The sequence below is a fragment of the Litoreibacter albidus genome (genome assembly GCF_900107015.1).
GTDB lineage: Bacteria > Pseudomonadota > Alphaproteobacteria > Rhodobacterales > Rhodobacteraceae > Litoreibacter > Litoreibacter albidus.
In genome coordinates this window covers 250127-268165 of record NZ_FNOI01000003.1, presented here as the reverse complement: position 1 = coordinate 268165, position 18039 = coordinate 250127, and the positions used below count along the sequence as shown (strand labels likewise).

Genomic DNA, 18039 nt, shown 5'->3' with positions numbered 1-18039 from the left:
GCTCCTCAGCCTGTTCCGCAGTCAGATGCTACCCTCGTTTTGATTAAGAACCCGTTACCATCACTGCTTTCTAAATACCTAAAGCGCTCCCCGTTTAATCAAGTGCTTGGGGTGAGGGTCGGACGCTCCGCGGGAGGTATTTGTGAAGCAATGATGGGGGAGGACAGCGCCCATGTCTAAGGTTCTTCCCGTTTTGGCCGTGGTCGCCTCTATCTTTACGCTTTGGTATGCGGCTGTCCCCTTCATGAATGTGAAAGAGACATTGACAGGGCTGGAACGCGCGGGGACGACGGTGGTCCCGGACAACCCCATCGCGCGCCGTGATGCATCGGCGGTGGCGCTTGTTCTTCGCAACAGTTTCGCGATCCCAGCAACCTACGCGCAAGAGCGCCCGCGACTGCCAGCGCCCCACCAAGTGGCGCAGGACTTGTGGGAAACCGTTGTCTTGAAGAAAGTGACCTCCAAGCGGTCGCTGGTTTACCATGGCTGGATCACGCTTAGCGCCACGCTGCTTGGGTTTACGATAGGGACCGGCGCGGGCATTTTGCTGGCTGTCGGTATCGTTCACAGCAGAGCAATGGACATGAGTGTTATGCCTTGGGCCATTGCATCGCAGACCATTCCCATACTTGCGATTGCGCCGATGATTATCGTGGTGCTGAACTCCGTCGGCATTCAAGGGGTGGTGCCAAAGGCGATTATCTCTGCATATCTGAGCTTTTTCCCCGTGGTCGTCGGCATGGTAAAAGGGTTGCGCGCACCGGATGCGATGCAGTTGGACCTATTGAAGACCTATAACGCGTCGGGGAGCCAAGGGTTCTGGAAACTCAGGCTACCCGCATCCATGCCGTACTTATTCGCGTCTTTGAAGATCGGCGTGGCGGCGGCGCTTGTCGGGGCCATCGTGGCGGAGCTTCCCGCCGGTGGCGCGCGCGGTTTGGGCGGGCGGATGTTAACGGGCAGCTATTACGGCCAGATGGTGCAAATCTGGTCCGCACTGGTGTTTGCTGCTGTTCTTGCGGCGTCCTTGGTCCTGCTTATCGGCTGGCTTCAGAACCGCACGTTAAAGCGGATGGGCTTGTTATGATTTTGGTCTTATCCGCACTGATTATCTGGATTGCGATGTGGGGCTTGAACACCCGGTTGGCAAACGGCCCCCATGCCGAGACCCGCTTTATCCGCCTCCTTGTGCCCGCAATCTTCGGGCTAACCATATTGGTCGCGTGGGAGTTGCTCGTGCGCGGGTTGGCCGTCCCTTTGGTGATCCTGCCCGCGCCAAGCCATGTTATGGCCACGTTCTTTAGCGAGCTTCCGACCCTGTGGCTCGACTTTAAACAGACCTTCCTGAAGGGCGCTTTGTCGGGGTATGTCATCGGATGCGGGGCGGCGTTTCTGGCGGCTATTCTGGTTGACCGTTATGACTTCCTGCGACGCGGCTTGCTGCCGGTGGGGAACTTCGTAGCGGCTTTGCCGATCGTGGGGACGGCGCCAATCCTTGTGATGTGGTTCGGTTTTGACTGGCAATCCAAGGCGGCTGTGGTCGTGGTTATGGTGTTCTTCCCCATGTTGGTGAACACGGTGGCGGGCTTGCAGGAAACCACCGTGATGCAGCGCGATTTGATGCGGACCTATGGCGCGGGCTATTGGGCGACGTTGACCAAATTGCGCCTGCCTGCTGCGATGCCGTTCATCTTCAACGGGCTTAAAATTTCGACAACACTGGCGCTCATTGGGGCAATTGTTGCGGAGTTCTTCGGCTCCCCGACAATGGGGATGGGATTTCGCATTTCCACCTCGGTCGGGCAGCTGGCGCTTGATATGGTTTGGGCGGAGATCGTGGTGGCCGCGCTTGCGGGGTCAGCGTTCTACGGGGTGGTGGCCTTGGCTGAGGCGTCCACGACCTTCTGGCATCCGTCCCACCGAAAATAGAAACGATATAAAAATAAGAAACGAACTCACAACAACCTGGAGGACGACAACATGAAAAAGCTACTCTTAAGCGCCGCCGCAGTTGCAATGGCGACGGCAGCCAACGCAGCGGACGAAGTCAAACTGCAACTGCAATGGGTCACCCAAGCACAATTCGCGGGCTACTACGTGGCCAAGGACAAGGGCTTCTACGAAGAGGAAGATCTGGACGTGACCGTGCTCGCGGGCGGGCCGGACATCGCACCACCGCAAGTCTTGGCGGGGGGCGGCGCCGACGTCATGCTGAACTGGATGCCATCGGCCTTGGCTGCGCGAGAAAAAGGCCTGCCGGTCGTAAATATCGCGCAGCCGTTCAAAACCTCCGGTCTGATGCTGACCTGCTGGAAAGACACGGGCATCACCTCGCCGCAGGACTTCAAAGGCAAGACCATCGGCGTGTGGTTCTTTGGCAATGAATACCCGTTCCTGTCGTGGATGAGCCAGGAGGGCATTTCCACCGACGGTGGCGAGGACGGCGTGACCGTGTTGAAGCAGGGGTTCAACGTGGATCCGCTGCTGCAACGCCAAGCCGACTGCATCTCCACCATGACCTACAATGAATACGGTCAGGTGCTGGATGCGGGTGTGTCCGAGGATGAGTTGGTGACCTTCAAATACGAGGACCAAGGCGTCGCCACGCTGGAAGACGGCATTTATGCCTTGGAAGAGAACCTGAAAGACCCAGCCTTCAAGGACAAGATGGTGCGCTTTGTGCGTGCGTCGATGAAGGGGTGGAAATACGCCGAAGAAAACCCTGACGAGGCGGCGGAGATCGTGTTGGAAAATGACGAGTCCGGTGCGCAGACGGAATCCCACCAAAAGCGCATGATGACGGAGATTGCGAAGCTGACCGCAGGCTCCAACGGGGCGCTGGACGAAGCGGATTACAACCGCACCGTGGCGACCCTACTGGGCGGTGGCTCCGATCCTGTGATCTCCAAAGAGCCGGTTGGCGCGTGGACGTCAGAGATTACCGACGCCGCGTTGAAGTAATTACCATGCAGGCGGGCGCTTTGCGGCGCCCGCTTTGCGTTCATCCTTTGCGGGTGGCTGGGTGCAGGGAGGTCGCAAAAATGTGGTCCGCCTGATGCACGACCGCCTCCGCTTGGTGGTAGATTTTCGGGTCTGGCGGGGTGGCAACGCTGGCGTCCTTGTCGGGGTAGTCCAACTGCCACAAGAAGTGTTTGATACAGGCCAGCCGCGCGCGCTTTTTGTCGTTCGAGCGGATCACCGTCCAAGGCGCGTCGGCCGTGTCCGTGTAGAAGAACATGGCTTCCTTCGCTTCGGTGTAGTCATCCCATTTGTCGAGACTTGCGCGGTCGATCGGTGAGAGTTTCCAGCGTTTCAGCGGGTCTGTTTCCCGCGACGAGAAGCGCTTCTTCTGCTCCTCTTGCGTGACGGAAAACCAGTATTTGAACAGCTTGATGCCGCTGCGCGCCAGCATGCGCTCGAACTCCGGCGTCTGACGCATGAATTCCAGATACTCCGAGGGCGCGCAGAAATTCATCACCCGTTCCACGCCCGCGCGGTTGTACCAAGAGCGGTCGTAGAGGACCATCTCGCCCGAGGTCGGCAGATGTTTTACGTAGCGCTGGAAAAACCATTGACCGCGCTCTTGCTCGGTCGGTTTGTTCAGCGCCACGACCCGTGCGGTGCGCGGGTTCAGATGCTCCGTAAAGCGTTTGATGGTGCCGCCTTTGCCCGCCGCGTCGCGCCCCTCGAACAGCAAGACAAACTTTTGGCCGGTTTCCTGTATCCAGTGTTGAACTTTCAGCAACTCCACCTGCAACGCGGCTTTCTCCGCCTCGTAGGCGGCGCGGTTGATCTTCTTGGGGTAGGGGTAAATGCCCTGCTCAAAGCCCGTGATTGTTTGGGCGTCGTAGTCGGGCTGCGGGTGGGCGGATGCGGTTTTGGAAACTGTCATAGGGGCCTTTCAAACTAAGCGGAACAGAGCGTTGAATATGCTTCCAAGCCTAGCAGAGACGCCGCTGGGTCACCTTGACGTGGATCAACGGCCCCCATGGCACGCGCCCGCAGATACGCCTTGCCGCGCCGCACCGCGCGCCCTAGCGTAGCCCTATGACACCATTGGTATTTTTCGCCGTCGTGACGGCAGCCCTGCTTCACGCCGTCTGGAACGCCTTGGTCAAAGGGGGGGCGGACAAGCGTCTGAACATGGCCGCCGTGGTCATCGGGCACTTGCCGCTGGCGATACTCGCGTTGTTCCTAGTCCCCGCACCTGATCCGGTGTCCTACCCCTATCTTCTGGCCGGAACCGCGCTGCACTTCGGCTATCAGTGGTTTTTGCTTGGGTCTTACAAGATCGGCGACTTAACGCAGGTCTACCCGATTGCGCGGGGCGTCGCCCCTTTGCTGGTGGCGGCGGTATCCCTGATCTTCCTTGGCGTGGAGTTGTCCATGATGGAGGTTCTGGCAATCGTCACCATCGCCGCCGGTATCCTGAGCATATCGCTGGTGCGCGGGGCGGACGGGCTTCGCAACGGTAAAGCGACGGCGATGGCGCTGACCACGGGCTGTTTCATCGCCAGCTATTCGCTGGTGGACGGGATGGGCGCACGGGCGGGCGGCTCCGCGGTGGGGTATTACGCGTGGCTTGGCATTGCGAATGCGGTCATTTTCGCGGTGTTCATGGCCGCAACCACACCGAAGGTTTTGAGCGATCTGTTCGTGAAGGGCAAAAAGGTGTTCTTCATCGGAGGCTCCGCGTCCTTCGTGGCGTATAGCCTTGTGATGTGGGCCTTCACGCAATCGCCGATTGCCTTGGTCACGGCCCTGCGTGAGACGTCGATCATCTTTGCGCTGCTGATCGGTGTGCTGTGGATGGGGGAGCGTTTAAGCCTTGGCAAAGTCGTCTCCACCATGATCACCCTTCTGGGGGTGATATTGCTGCGCGCGACGCGGCCTTAGGCCTGCAAATCGCCGGATCGTGAACAGGCGGGTCAACCGGTCGCGGCTGCACCGCTTGACCTTGGCCCACGCTTGGCCCCATTTAGGCTGACACCATTAGACAGGCTGCCCCATGATCCCTGAACTCGGACAATTCGCCCTCTCATTGGCCCTTATTGCGGCATTGGTGCAAAGCGTGCTGCCTATGCTGGGCGCAGCACGCGGCAATGCGCTTTGGATGCGATCTGGGCAGGCGAGTGCGCTGGCGCAATTCGTGTTGATTGCGTTCGCCTTCGGGGCGTTGATGCGCAGCTATATCGTGTCGGATTTCACCGTGGTGAACGTGGTGGATAACTCGCATTCCCTAAAACCGATGCTTTACAAAGTCGCGGGCACATGGGGCAACCACGAAGGCTCCTTGCTGCTTTGGGTCTTCATCCTTGCCGCCTTCGGTGCAGCGGTCGCCTTTTTCGGGCGGAACATTCCAGAAGCCCTGAAGGCGCGGACGCTCTCTGTGCAGGCGTGGATTTCCGTGGGGTTCGTCAGCTTCATGCTGTTCACCTCCAACCCTTTCACGCGGATCGTGCCGCCCCCTTTGGACGGCAACGACCTGAACCCGCTGCTGCAAGACGTGGGCCTCGCGATCCACCCGCCGCTGCTTTATGTGGGCTACGTCGGCTTCTCTATCGTGTTTTCCTTCGCTGTTGCGGCCTTGATCGAGGGGCGCGTTGATCCCGCTTGGGCGCGGTGGGTGCGCCCGTGGACCTTGGCCGCGTGGACCTCGCTGTCGGCGGGTCTCGGGCTTGGCTCTTGGTGGGCCTATTACGAGCTTGGCTGGGGCGGCTGGTGGTTTTGGGATCCGGTCGAGAACGTGGCGTTTATGCCGTGGCTCTTGGGCACCGCGCTGTTGCACTCCGCGATTGTGACCGAAAAGCGCGACACCTTCAAAAGCTGGACCATCCTGCTGGCCATCTTGACGTTCTCCCTGTCGCTGCTTGGCACCTTTATCGTGCGCTCCGGCTTGCTGACCTCGGTTCACGCCTTCGCAGTGGACCCTGAACGCGGGGTCTACATCCTCGGGCTGTTGTTCCTGTCCATCGGTGGTTCCCTTGCGCTCTTCGCGTGGCGCGCGCCCGCGATGGAAGGGGGCGGGCTGTTCGCGCCTATCTCGCGCGAGGCAGGGTTGTTGATCAACAACCTGTTGTTGGCCACGGCCACAGCAACGGTACTATTCGGCACGCTCTATCCGTTGTTTCTGGAGGCCATCACCGGCGATAAAATCTCCGTCGGGCCACCGTTCTTTAACGCGGGCTTTATCCCGATCATGCTGCCGCTCATGGTGGTGATGGGCGTCGGTCCGTTTCTATCGTGGAAGCGGGCGGACCTTGCAGGCGTGTTGTCCCGTCTCAAGCTGGCGTTGGCGCTTGCCGTCATCGCGTCGCTCGTGACGTGGTATGTGACCACGGGCGGGCCAGTTCTGGCGGTCATCGCTATGGGCGTCGCGGTTTGGCTGCTTGTGGCAACGTCGCAAGAGTGGATCAAGCGGGTGAAGCTGTTCCAACCGGGCGCTGTGGCGCGCATTCGCCGCCAACCCCGCGCGTCGCACGGCATGACTTTGGCGCACCTTGGCGTCGCGCTCTTGGCAATGGGGGCGACGGCGTCGTCGGCTTGGAAGGAAGATATCGTCGTCTTCGCCAGCCCCGGAACCCAGCTGGAAGTCGCGGGCTTTGAGCTGACCTTCGAGAGCATCGAGCGCCAGCAGGGGCCGAACTACATCGCCCAAGTCGCCACACTGAACGTCACGCGCGACGGCAAATTCGTCACCAAGCTCTACCCAGAACGGCGCGATTATCCGGTGGCAGGTTCCTCAACCACGGAAAGCTCTATCCGGCAAACCTTGGCGGGCGATCTCTACGCGTCCATCGCGGAACCGGCGGCGGAAGGCGCGAAGGGCAAATGGACGCTGCGCGTGCTTTATGAGCCGCTGGTCAACTTCCTCTGGATTGGCACGACGTTGTTGGTCTTTGGGGGCAGCCTGTCCCTGTCGGACCGTCGCCTGCGCGTCGGCGCACCGCGCAAATCCAAAGCCGCGCCGGTTGGCGCAACACCTGCGGAGTAACCCAGATGAAACGACTGCTATTCGCCCTGCCACTTTTGCTGGCCCTGATCATCGGCGGTTTTGCCATCTGGGGCCTGTCGGGCGGGCGCGATCCGTCGGCACTGCCGTCGGTGTTGATTTCGCAGCCGGTTCCCCAGTTGGACTTAGGGCCGGTTGAGGGTGTCGCGACGCCTGGGTTCACCACGGATGATCTGGTGGAAATGGACGGCATCAAACTGCTCAACGTTTTTGCGTCGTGGTGTGGGCCGTGCCGTGCGGAGCATCCAAACCTGACGCGCCTAGGCGCGGAGGAGGGGCTGACCCTCATCGGTGTGAACTACAAGGACAAGCCGGAAGCGGCGGCCAAATGGCTCGATGAGCTGGGTAACCCCTACGCGGCGATCGGGTCCGATTTCTCTGGCCGTGCCGGTATCGACCTTGGCATTTCCGGCGTGCCGGAAACCTTCATCATCGACGCGGAGGGCGTTATTCGTCACCGTTTCGCTGGCCCCGTTGTGGGTGACGGTCTGCGCCGCTTCATGGAAGCCTTGGACGAGGTGCGCCAGTGATCCGCGCGGGGATACTGGCGTTGGGCATAGCTGCCCTGAGTACGGCCGCCTTCGCTGTGGAGCCGGACGAAGTGCTGTCGGACCCTGTGTTGGAAGACCGCGCCCGCGCGATATCGGCCAATGTGCGGTGCGTGGTTTGCCAAAACGAGCCGATTGACAGCTCCAATGCGGGGGTGGCGCGGGACTTGCGTGTCTTGATCCGTGAGCGGTTGGTAGCGGGCGACACGGATCAGGAAATTTATGACTTCCTTGTGCTGCGGTACGGGGACTTCGTGCTGTTCAAGCCGCCGTTCAAACCCTCTACCTATGCGCTGTGGCTTAGCCCTTTTGCGATCCTGCTTATCGGTGGCGTCGCCGTTGCGGTGTCCTTGTCGCGCCGCCCACGCAAGCCCGCCTCCAAAGACACCCACCTTAGCGCTGAGGAAGAAACCGACCTCGCCAAGCTGATGAAAGAGGACACGTCCCTATGATCTTCTGGGCCTTCGCTGCCGCCCTCGCGCTGCTGACTGTGGTGACATTCCTGTGGCCACTTATGCGCCGCTCCGAGGATGGATTGGACCGCGCGGATAGTGCGATTGCCATCTTCCGCGATCAATTGGCCGAGGTCGACCGCGACAGCGAACGCGGCATCATCTCGGGCGCGGAGGCCGACGCCGCACGCACCGAGATCAAGCGCCGTATGCTTGCCGCCGATAAGGCGCGCGGCACGTCGCGCACGGCAGGGACGTCAGGGCGGAATGTCTTGGTGGCCTTCGCGCTGCTCACCCCTGTGGCGGGCGCGGCGCTTTACACGCAGCTTGGCGCACCTGGCACCGCGTCCGTTCCCTTTGCCGAGCGCACGGCGGAGCGGAGTGAGGCGCAAAACCTGATCAAACTGACGACGCAACTGCGCAACAAGCTAGAGAGCGAGCCCGACGGCGGTGAAACCCGTGGCTGGCAATTGCTCGCGACGACCTACGGCAATATGGGCCGCCACGCCGCAGCAGCCGACGCCTACGCCCGCATCGTGGAACGCGACGACGCCACGTCGTCCACGTGGTCACATTACGCGGAGGCCCTGATCACCGCAGAGAACGGGACCGTAACCAAGCCCGCCGAAGAGGCCATCGACCGCGCCGTTGCGTTGGACCCGATGAATCCAGCGGGCACATATTACAAAGCCGTCGCCACGGCGCAGGCTGGTGATACGGAGGCTGCGCGCCAGCTGCTTTTGGACCGTCTCGCGCTGGAGACCGCGCCAACCGCGTGGATGCCGTTCTACATGCGTGAGGTGAACCGTCTGGGCGCCATGCTGGGGTTGGAGCCGGAAAGCCTGCCTGACTTCCCCGACGCCGCACCCCGTGGCCCGTCATCGGACGACATTGAAGCCGCCTCGGACATGACGGCGGAGGAGCGTCAGGAGTTCATCCGCACGATGGTGTCAAATCTTGCGGCCCGTATGGAAGACGAGCCGGACAACATCCAAGGCTGGCTACAGCTCGCTGGGGCCTACAGCGTGCTGGGCGAGACAGAGAACGCGCGCGCCGCTTACGTCAGCGCCAAAAAAGTTACCGATACCTTGCCCGAAGACGATCCGCGCCGCATTGCGGTGGAGCAGGGGATGGCGGCGCTTGGCAATTAAAGGCAATTAAAGCCGCGCGGCGTCTAACGCCTGCATGACCGCGTCATGCGTTAGGAACTCGGGCAGGGCGATGCCATGCGGCGCGCCAGGCCCGTAGACGATGTTGAACGGGATACCAAAACGCCCGTTGGCTTTCAGGTAGCTGGAAATTGCAGGGTTGGACTGTGTCCAATCCCCGCGCATCGCCGCCACCCCGTCGGCCTGCAACGCGTCAGCCACCGGATTGCGGTCCAGCACGCGGGCTTTGTTGGCTTTGCAGGTCAGGCACCACGCGGCTGTGACATCAACAAAGATCACCTCATCTTTGGCCAGCGCCTTTGCGATCTCGGCCTCGTCAAATGCCAGCCAGTCGGCGCTTTGCTCTACGTGTTGCGGGGCAGGGTGCCACAAGGCCGGCACCATGATTGCGCCGATTACCAAGGTGACGGCCACCGCGCGGCTGGCGCGGGGCAGCTTCAACGCGGCCAAGGCGGCCACGATCAGCGCCAGCACCAAAACTGCGACGCCCCACCCCGATACCAGTGCCAAGACGGACGACAGCCAAAGCGCGGTCAGCGCCAACAGGCCCGCCATGAGCCACTTGATCCGCACCATCCAAACGCCGGGTTTGGGAAGCGCCTTCACCAGCGACGGGCGCAATGCCATCGCCAAGTAAGGTGCAGCCAGACCCAGCCCAAGTGCGGTGAAAATAACCACGGCCTCAAAGCCGCTTCCCGCCAGCGCAAAGGTCACCGCCGTCCCCAAGAACGGGGCGGAGCACGGGGTGGCGAGGACTGCGGCCAAGGCTCCCGTCGCAAAATCCCCCCATAGCCCCGTGCCGTTTTCGGCCTGCGCCATGGAGGTGTTCAGCCGTTGTGGCAGGGTGATCTCGAACATTCCGGCCATATTGGCGGCGAAGCCCGCGATAAGGGCGATCATCACACCCAAGAAGACCGGATTTTGGAACTGAACCCCCCAGCCGATTTGGCCACCGCCCGCGCGAATGGCCAGCAAGATCGCCACCAAGGCCCACATGAACGCCAGCACCCCAAGCGCGGACACCAGAAACCCCGCGCGGATACGGGCAGGACTTTGGTCGCGCGACTTCAGCGCGGAGGCGAATTTGATCGTCAGGACCGGTAGCACGCAGGGCATAATGTTCAGGATCAGCCCGCCAAGCAGCGCGATTGCAGCAATCCACCACAGGCTGGCCACACCGCTGGCGTCGGCCAAGGGGGTGGGGCTGGCGGTGTCCGCCGTGAAACGCGCCGCGCGCGGGCCGTCGGTCAGCGTGACTTCGAAAGGCGCCGTGTTTTCTGGCGCGCTGAGCACTGGAAGAACGGCAACCACAGAGGTGCGGTCGTTGCTATAGGTAAAACTGGGCGCACCGAATGCTGCGTCCGCACCCATGTTGGGGAACAGTTGAACGTTGCTGCCAAAGGGCTGCGCGCTGTCGACGGCGACCTGCAACTCGGATTTGTCGGGTGACAGCCAGTGCCGCGCGTTGCGCATGCCAGCCTCATCTAGCGCTACGGGAACGGTGGCCACTGCGTCTGCGATCTCAGTGGCGGATGCGGTGTCGATCCCGCCAGCACCTGCCAGCAAGGTCACCGATAGATCGAACATCTCTGGGATGCACAGCTCCGCGCAGACCAAGACGTTGCCAGTGACGTTCAGAACTGTCGTCTCGCCGGTCTCGTCCAGCACCACTTGGATCGGGAAGGTCACGTGCTTCTCGTAGCCGTAGTTCTCGATATCGAACGCCTCGAACCGCGTGGGAGCGGGGTACATGATCTCGCTGCTGCGCAGGTTGGCAGAGCTGCTCCAATCAAGGTCGGGCGCGTAGCCCACGGCGCCGGGGGCTTCCCAGTAGGTTTTCCACCCGTCCGCAAGATCAATCTGCAAAGCGACTGACAACGCGCCCGCGTTCGGCGCCACGGCGTTTTCCGCCGTAATCAGCCGCGCGGTCATCCGCTCGCTTTGATAGGCGAGGGAGGTGGCGGCAAAGGCGGGCGACACGGCTATGGAGAGCCAGAGGACGAGCAGGGAGGTCAATATTTTCATGGCCCTTTGGTCCCCTGATGCCCCGCCAAACGCAAGAGGTTTTGCGCTCTGTCACCGCCTCGTGATCGTCAACTGTTTGACAATCACCGCGCGGAACATCACGGTCCCGTTAACTTCTTTATCAGCCAAGGAACCCCGCCTGATGATCCGTTTTGCAATGTCGAGCGCCCTTGCGCTGTGCCTGTCCACCACCGCCATGTCCGCGCAGGAGATGAGCAAGGACGAGATGCGCGATTTCGTGCTGGAAACCATCCGCGACAATCCTGAGATCGTCATGGAAGCCATCCAGACGCTGCAAGCGCGCCAAGAGCAGTCGCAAGCGGATCAGGCGCAGGCCGTCTTGAGCGCCAACCGCACCGCGCTGGAGCAAGACCCGAACGCGCCTGTCGTGGGCAATCCCGACGGCGATGTGACCGTGGTGGAGTTTTTTGACTACAACTGCGGATATTGCCGCCGCACTTACTCCGACGTGCAAAACCTGCTTGGCTCCGACAGCAACCTGCGCTTGGTGCTGCGCGAATGGCCGATCCTTGGTGAGGAAAGCGTGTACGCCGCGCGTGCCGCTCTGGCCTCCCGCGCGCAAGGCAAATACGAGGAATTCCACAACGCATTGATGCAAAACAACGGCCGCGCCAACGAGGCCAGCGTACTGCGGATCGCCAAAGAACTGGGCATGGATACCGATCAACTGGTGCGCGACATGGATGCGCCGGAAGTTGCGGCGCACATCCAGACCAGCATGCAGCTGACACAAGCGTTGAACCTGAACGGCACGCCTGCGTTTATCTTCGGTGACCAGCTGGTGCCGGGTGCAATCGAGTTCGAGCAGATGCAGGCGCTTGTCGCTGAAATTCGCGACGCCGGTTAGATCGCAGACACACACGCCTTTTGGGCTTTCTTTTGGAAATTGTTGCGGCCTAGTGTCGGGCATCCTCTAGGCGTCAAATACGGAAGGGCGGGATCATGGCGAAAATTGCCATCAACGGGTTGGGGCGCATCGGGCGCTCCATTCTGCGTCTGTTAACCACGACACCTGCGGGCGACGGGTTCGAGATCGTCGCCCTCAACGACATCGCGCGGCCAGAGCTATGCGCCTATCTGCTCAAGCACGACAGCGTGTTCGGCCAGTATCCGGGCGATGTCACCTATGACGATACTTCCCTCACCATTAACGGCATCCGCTACCCGCTGACCGATACGCCCGATCTGTCGACCCTTAATTTGGCGGGCGTGGATTTGGTGCTGGAATGCACGGGCAAAGCCAGCACCCGCGAATTTGCGGCGCGTGGTTTGCAGGCGGGGGCGGCACGGGTGCTGATCTCTGGGCCATGCCCCACGGCAGATGAAACCGTCGTGCTTGGCGCGAATGACGCGGCGCTGACCGATCAAGAAATCATCTCCTGCGCGTCTTGTACCACCAATGCGCTGGCTCCCTTGGCGCGCGTTATTGACGACGCCTTCGGGCTGATCACCGCACATATGACAACGATCCACTGCTACACGGGGTCGCAACCCACGGTTGACGCCCCGCGCGGTGATCTGGTGCGTTCCCGCGCGGCGGCGCTGTCGATGGTGCCGACGACCACATCTGCGGGCAAGTTGACCGATCTGGTGTTGCCCGATCTGGCGGGGCGCATCTTTGCGACGTCGGTGCGGGTGCCCACGGCCTCCGTCTCTGCAATCGACATGAGCTTTCAGGCGCAAGAGCCTTTTACAGAAGAGAAAATCAACGACGTCCTGACGACAATTAAAGGCCAGATCATAGGCACCACGGACGAGCCGCTGGTGTCCTCGGACCTGCGCGCGCGGCCTGAAAGCATTGTCATGGCCTTGCCTGAAACCCATGTGACGCAATCGGGCGGTATGGCGCGGGTGTTCGGCTGGTATGACAATGAATGGGGGTTTTCGAACCGGATGATTGATCTTGCCCGCAAAATGACCTGAACCAATGACACAGATGTGAGTTTCTTAGTCATGATCAAAATGCTAGACGCTGCCCCAAACACTCAACAGAGCCAGAGGCCCTAACAACATGAGCATCAAACAATCCCGTCGTCTGTTTATTACCTCGGCAACAGCCGCTTTGGCCACGCCCACATTGCTGCGCGCGCAAACCGTCGCGACCCCTGTGGATGAGATCGGCCAAGAGCAAGAAACCCGTGGCGTCACTCGGAACGCCTCCAGCTTCCAGTACCAGAACTGGCAGGACCACTTTGACACGCTGGGCGTTGCCACAGTTGTGGCCGACACCACGTCGCGTGCGCTGCACTACTGGAACTCCGACGCGTCGGATTACCGCGTTTACGCGACCTCCGTGCCACGCCGTGAGGACCTGACCAAACGCGGCTACACCAAGATCGTGCGCAAGCGCGTCGGGCCGGATTGGACGCCAACCGCGAATATGATCAAAGAAGATCCGGACCTGTCCTACATGCCTCCCGGCCCAGGTAACCCGCTGGGCACGCACGCGATGTACCTGTCTTGGCCCGCGTATCTGATCCACGGCACCCACGACACCCGTAAGATCGGGCGCCGCTCGTCCTCGGGCTGCATCGGTCTTTACAACGAACAAATCGCCGAGCTGTTCAGCCTGTGCCCTGTCGGCACCCAAGTGCGCATCATATAAGCGACACGCACCCGCGTTTGATCGGCTAGCCCCAGACGGGCACGCCGATCACCATCGGGTGCAGCACCACCAAAGCGGTGTAAATAATCAAAGCCACCCCTGCGCGGATCAGCACCTTTGTGCCGCGCGCGGAGGCGGGAACAAGCGGACTGGTGCGAACCTGTGCCAGCAGTGCCTGCCACTGGTCGTCGCCCATCAGGCGGCGTTTACGTTTATCGACCAGCTTGGTGCCCATCGCGGCGAACCCCGCGAAAATGCCAAACAATATGACATGCGCCAGATTGCCGTTCGGCAGCAAATGCAGCATGGACCACGCCAACAATGCCATCAAAACCGGGTGCCGCGTCCAGCGCACGATGCCTGGGTGGGCGGGGTCAAACTGATCATTCCGTGCGCCCCCGAAGGAAAACGGATTTGGGCGGCCCACCGAAAACGCCAGCAAGACACACACCCCCAGCATTCCGGCCATAACGACATGATGCTGCCACGCGGCTTGCGACCACAGCAGCACGAAGGGCCCGTGCCCCGCTGCGGCAATCACCGCGGCCAGCATAACCAGCGATAGGGCGGAGTAGGCGGTGGTAAAGCCACGCTCCCCCAGCCGCGCCACCAGTGCTGCGCGTATTTTCGGGCGCACAGGGACAGAGTGGCTAATGAAAAAGGCAAGGATCACAGCGGCGTATTGAAGCCAAGTCATGCCGGTTTCTCATCCTTTGCGCGCATAAGCATCGGGCCGTAGGCTAACGCAAAGCCGCCAAAGCTTCCAAGCCAAAACAGGCCGGACAGGGTAAGCAACTCGGCCCGAAGCTCCGGCAGGTAGTCGGCGGCGATGCGTGTCATGATGGACACCACAAGGGAGAGGTAGATGAAGGTGGTCGCCGTATCCGCGTGGAGCACACGACCGGAGTGCCCCAAGGACGCGCGTGTCATCACGGCGAGCGTCATCATGCCAAGCGCCCCCGCCGTCCAGACGTGCAACGCCGTCGCCTGCGCCACCGCGTCGGGCACAAGGATCGCAGCAGCCGTTAAGGCTGCGCCAAGCGGGACGAACATATAGGCGAGGTGCAACACCCATACCAATGGCTCCGCGCTGGTGGCGGTGCCCTGCCAACGGGCGAGACGTATAAAGTGAAGCACTGCAATTGCCAGCAATGCCAAGCCCACCAAGAGATGCGCGGGCGCTGCCGTCCACGCCAGCAAGCTGGCGGCGGTGGCCGCAAGGGTGATCTTGTCGAAACGCTGCATTGGCGGCGTTGGCAGTTTCGTAGCACTCCGCTTGGTCAGCCAGTTGCGCGTGAACGACGGTATGATTTTGCCGCCGATCAGGCACACCAGCATTAACGCGACGGACAGGCCCAAGCGCAGCCCGAACCCTTGCGCCGCGTAGTCGCCCTGTGCCGCCTCGTAGTGGAACACCAGATTGGCAAAGATTAGGACGCCCACCAAGCCCAACACTGGAAGGTTGCGCCAGTTCTTGCCCGCCACGATCTCGCGCAGCACAACGCCCCATAAAGTCGCCAGAAAGCAAATGTCCGCCGCGACGACCAGCCAGACGGGCAGGGCGGCGGACATCACGATTGCCACACGCCCCATCACCCAGAGCAGCGCCAGCCCTGCCAAGCTCCATCCCACCACGGGCAGGCGGCCCGTCCAGTTGGGCACTGCGGTGAGCAGGAAGCCCGCGATCACGGCGCTGAGGTAGCCGAACAGAAACTCATGCGCGTGCCAAGTCACCGGATCGAACCGCGTTGGCAGCTCCATCAGGCCCGATAGCATAGCAATCCACATCGCCATCGCCACGGCTGCCCATAGGGCGGCAAGTGAAAACAGCGGGCGGAACCCGAAACTCAGGACGGCGGGGCCGCGCCATTGGCGCATTTGTTCGGCTGTGGTGGTTTTCATGGCATGTCCTCCGGCTCTGCTTCGTCCATCAGGTGACGCAGATGCCTTGCAAAGGCGAATGTTGCGGGCAGTCCAATAAGGCAGCCCAGAAGAATGGACCAAAAGGTGCTCAGCACTGGTAGACCGACCCACGTGCCGATCAGCGACGCGAAGAACACATTCACCGCCGCAGCGCCCGCCCCGAACGGGTAAAGGACCAGCGCGATTTGCCCCGTAGTCCAGCCGCGACGTGTCATTTGCGCATGACCAGATGATGCACCAAGCCAAGCGCTGCGATCAGCACCACCGAGGCAAGGCCAAACCAAAGCTCCGCCGTGGCGGATTGCGATTGCGGGATCGGGCGGTCGAACTGGCTGGCAACGGCGGGGGACGCGCACAGAATGAGAAGGAGGGAGGAAAGAAAACGCATGTCAGGTCTCCTGCGTTAAGCTGCGGTAAATGTCGGGGAGCGCACGGGTCAGCCGCGCAGGGTGGGGCAGCAAACTAAAGCCGCCGCGCCCGAAGATGCGGGCGAACCAGTCTTGCCCGTCCTCGTCGATGATCACGCCGTGCAAGGATTGCCCCGCACGGCGGGCCTCGCGGACGGCCATGCGGCTGTCCTCAATGCCGTGCTGCCCCTCGTAGTGGTCAAGGTCGTTGGGTTTGCCGTCCGTCAGCACAATCAGCAACTTACGCGCCGCTGGTTGTTCCGCCAGCATGGCGGAGGTGTGGCGGATTGCGGCGCCAAGCCGCGTGTAGTGACCGGGGCGCAGGGCGCAGATGTTGGCGGTGACGTCTGGGCCCATTTTGGTGTCGAACCCCTTGCAGCGCGTCAGAAAGATGCGGTCGCGCCGCAGGGACGAGAACCCCCATATGCCGAGCTGGTCCCCCGCCGCGTCGATCCCCGTGGCAAGGGACGCCAACGCCTCGCGGGAGACGTCGATCACGGATGTGTCGCCCACTGCCGCCTCGGTGGAGCGCGACGTGTCGATGAGGAACGCCACAGCCAAATCACGCTCTATCTGGCGGGCGGATTGCCAGATGCGGTCGCTGCCATGTCCGGTGGCGGCCAAATCCGCCTGCGTGGTAATCAGCGCGTCCAGATCCAGCTCTGTCCCGTCGATCTGGCGCGGGCGCAGGATGCGCCTCGGGCGTAAGCTCTCGAACTGGCGGCGCACCTCGCGGGTGCGGATGGCGTTCGGGGTGAATGTCTCGTTCGGGTCCGGTACGGCAGGCGCATCCAGAACGCGGCAATGCGCATCCATGTAGCTGCGGCTTTGGTGGTTCCATTCGGGATAGGTGAATTCCCCCGCCAGCTTTTCGTGGTCCGCGTCGGAGGGCGACAGGTCCAGATGCAGCCGCAACCGCGTCGCGGCGCGTTTGTCGACTTTGGACAGGGTGATGTTGTCCTGATCTTCTGCCGCCTTCTGGGCGTTCTCGTTGTCGTCATCATCGACGCTTCTGTTCAGGTTCATCGACTCGACCCATGACAGGATCGACTCGAACCGGTGCAGGATGAAGCTGTCTTTGCGGTTGGCCTCGTCGCGGTCTTGGCGGTGGCCAAGTTTGCGGGTGCTGGCGGCGGCGACGGGGGGCGCTGCTGCGGCGTCCTCCATATCGGGCGCGGCTGCGTCGCCGCGTTCTTGTGCGTCGAAGCGCAGCCAGAAGGGGACGGGCGCGATGGGCATATAATGGCGGTCGGTTGCTGTGTCTTGCACGGCTGCGGTGCCGCCGCACAGCTGGTCGCGCACGGCTTGCTCCATCGCGGCCTCGGCGGGGGGCAGGGTCAGTGTCGGGCGGGCCAGATGCGCCAGTTCGCACATCTTCACATAGGCATCGCGCAAGCCGGGGCAACGCGCGTAGGCGCGATCAGCGGCGGCGGCATTAAACCGAATCTGTGCACAGTCTCTCGCACGCAGATTGTCCGTCGGGGCGGGCAGGGCGTCGCAAGAAGCAGCAAGCGCCACGAGCCAGAAATAGGCGGCGCGGTTCAACGCACGGTCAGGGAAGGCGGCGATCATGGGTGGCAGGCGCAGGCGCGCGCCGTCAAAGCTTGCCACCCATTCTTTTTCGCGCTCCGTCCCCAGCTTGCGGCGCACCGATCTGCGGTGCGCCATAAGCGTGGCGGGGGCTTCGCTCAACTCGACGCTGGCCGCGCCGCCCAAGGCGCGAAACAGCACCGCGAGGCTGGGGCGCACATCGCTCAGATGCACCACCGCGTCAGGATAAACCTTATCCGCGCCAATGCCGCTGGCCATGTCGTGCCACAGGTTTCCTACGGTCTCCTCCGGCTCCATGAGGTCAAGCAGGTGCATCTGTCGTCCCC

General features: G+C 61.8%; 18 protein-coding genes. 11 read left to right on the top strand and 7 right to left on the bottom strand.

What is annotated here, in order from left to right:
* The first annotated feature begins 172 nt into the window (after window positions 1-172).
* Genes BLW66_RS09745 through BLW66_RS09735 form a run of 3 tightly spaced genes read left to right on the top strand, consistent with a single transcriptional unit; the run spans window position 173 to window position 2961 of the window.
* Window positions 173-1087 (top strand): ABC transporter permease, encoded by a 915-nt coding sequence (locus tag BLW66_RS09745; RefSeq protein WP_089946954.1) that lies wholly within the window; start codon window positions 173-175, stop codon window positions 1085-1087.
* Window positions 1084-1929, top strand: coding sequence for an ABC transporter permease (locus tag BLW66_RS09740; RefSeq protein WP_089946953.1), 846 nt, complete (start codon window positions 1084-1086; stop codon window positions 1927-1929). The genes BLW66_RS09745 and BLW66_RS09740 overlap by 4 nt, the downstream gene beginning before the upstream one ends.
* Window positions 1930-1980: 51 nt before the next feature.
* A complete protein-coding gene (locus BLW66_RS09735) occupies window positions 1981-2961 on the top strand; it encodes an ABC transporter substrate-binding protein (protein WP_089946952.1) in 981 nt (326 codons plus the stop codon).
* Window positions 2962-3001: 40 nt separating this feature from the next.
* Here the strand turns inward: BLW66_RS09735 and ppk2 are convergent, their stop codons facing one another.
* Window positions 3002-3892, bottom strand: a complete 891-nt coding sequence (ppk2, locus tag BLW66_RS09730) for a polyphosphate kinase 2 (protein WP_089946951.1) — start codon at window positions 3890-3892, stop codon at window positions 3002-3004.
* Between the two features lie 155 nt (window positions 3893-4047).
* Here ppk2 and BLW66_RS09725 point away from each other — a divergent pair, with 155 nt between their 5' ends.
* From BLW66_RS09725 to ccmI, 5 genes are all read left to right on the top strand, one after another.
* Window positions 4048-4896: a DMT family transporter gene (locus BLW66_RS09725; RefSeq protein WP_089946950.1), complete on the top strand. Its 849-nt coding sequence runs from the start codon at window positions 4048-4050 to the stop codon at window positions 4894-4896.
* 112 nt (window positions 4897-5008) lie between these two features.
* Window positions 5009-6994, top strand: coding sequence for a heme lyase CcmF/NrfE family subunit (locus BLW66_RS09720; protein ID WP_089946949.1), 1986 nt, complete (start codon window positions 5009-5011; stop codon window positions 6992-6994).
* A 5-nt stretch (window positions 6995-6999) separates the two neighbouring features.
* On the top strand, window positions 7000-7542 hold the full coding sequence (locus tag BLW66_RS09715; RefSeq protein WP_089946948.1) for a DsbE family thiol:disulfide interchange protein: 543 nt from the start codon (window positions 7000-7002) through the stop codon (window positions 7540-7542).
* On the top strand, window positions 7539-8012 hold the full coding sequence (locus BLW66_RS09710; protein ID WP_244508608.1) for a cytochrome c-type biogenesis protein: 474 nt from the start codon (window positions 7539-7541) through the stop codon (window positions 8010-8012). The genes BLW66_RS09715 and BLW66_RS09710 overlap by 4 nt, the downstream gene beginning before the upstream one ends.
* On the top strand, window positions 8009-9163 hold the full coding sequence (gene ccmI, locus BLW66_RS09705; protein ID WP_089946947.1) for a c-type cytochrome biogenesis protein CcmI: 1155 nt from the start codon (window positions 8009-8011) through the stop codon (window positions 9161-9163). The genes BLW66_RS09710 and ccmI overlap by 4 nt, the downstream gene beginning before the upstream one ends.
* Window positions 9164-9169: 6 nt before the next feature.
* Here ccmI and BLW66_RS09700 read toward each other — a convergent pair whose 3' ends face one another.
* Window positions 9170-11206 (bottom strand): protein-disulfide reductase DsbD family protein, encoded by a 2037-nt coding sequence (locus BLW66_RS09700; protein WP_089946946.1) that lies wholly within the window; start codon window positions 11204-11206, stop codon window positions 9170-9172.
* Window positions 11207-11348: 142 nt separating this feature from the next.
* Between BLW66_RS09700 and BLW66_RS09695 the strand changes: the two genes are divergently transcribed.
* The 3 genes from BLW66_RS09695 (at window position 11349) to BLW66_RS09685 (ending at window position 13832) form a co-directional block, all read left to right on the top strand.
* Window positions 11349-12074, top strand: coding sequence for a DsbA family protein (locus BLW66_RS09695; RefSeq protein WP_089947089.1), 726 nt, complete (start codon window positions 11349-11351; stop codon window positions 12072-12074).
* A 95-nt stretch (window positions 12075-12169) separates the two neighbouring features.
* Window positions 12170-13150 (top strand): type I glyceraldehyde-3-phosphate dehydrogenase, encoded by a 981-nt coding sequence (locus BLW66_RS09690; protein ID WP_089946945.1) that lies wholly within the window; start codon window positions 12170-12172, stop codon window positions 13148-13150.
* 88 nt (window positions 13151-13238) lie between these two features.
* Entirely contained in the window at window positions 13239-13832 is a 594-nt protein-coding gene (locus tag BLW66_RS09685; protein ID WP_089946944.1) for a L,D-transpeptidase, read from the top strand.
* Between the two features lie 25 nt (window positions 13833-13857).
* Here BLW66_RS09685 and BLW66_RS09680 read toward each other — a convergent pair whose 3' ends face one another.
* From BLW66_RS09680 to BLW66_RS09660, 5 genes are read right to left on the bottom strand one after another with little or no spacing between them, the layout of a single operon-like run.
* Complete coding sequence (locus BLW66_RS09680; RefSeq protein WP_089946943.1) at window positions 13858-14529, bottom strand: NnrU family protein; 672 nt, start codon at window positions 14527-14529, stop codon at window positions 13858-13860.
* A complete protein-coding gene (locus BLW66_RS09675) occupies window positions 14526-15734 on the bottom strand; it encodes an NnrS family protein (protein ID WP_089946942.1) in 1209 nt (402 codons plus the stop codon). Before BLW66_RS09675 ends, BLW66_RS09680 begins: the two co-directional genes overlap by 4 nt.
* Window positions 15731-15970, bottom strand: coding sequence for an NnrT protein (locus BLW66_RS09670; RefSeq protein ID WP_089946941.1), 240 nt, complete (start codon window positions 15968-15970; stop codon window positions 15731-15733). Before BLW66_RS09670 ends, BLW66_RS09675 begins: the two co-directional genes overlap by 4 nt.
* Window positions 15967-16143, bottom strand: coding sequence for a protein NnrT (locus BLW66_RS09665; RefSeq protein WP_089946940.1), 177 nt, complete (start codon window positions 16141-16143; stop codon window positions 15967-15969). Before BLW66_RS09665 ends, BLW66_RS09670 begins: the two co-directional genes overlap by 4 nt.
* 1 nt (window position 16144) lies before the next feature.
* Window positions 16145-18028: a nitric oxide reductase activation protein NorD gene (locus BLW66_RS09660; RefSeq protein ID WP_089946939.1), complete on the bottom strand. Its 1884-nt coding sequence runs from the start codon at window positions 18026-18028 to the stop codon at window positions 16145-16147.
* Window positions 18029-18039 lie beyond the last annotated feature (11 nt).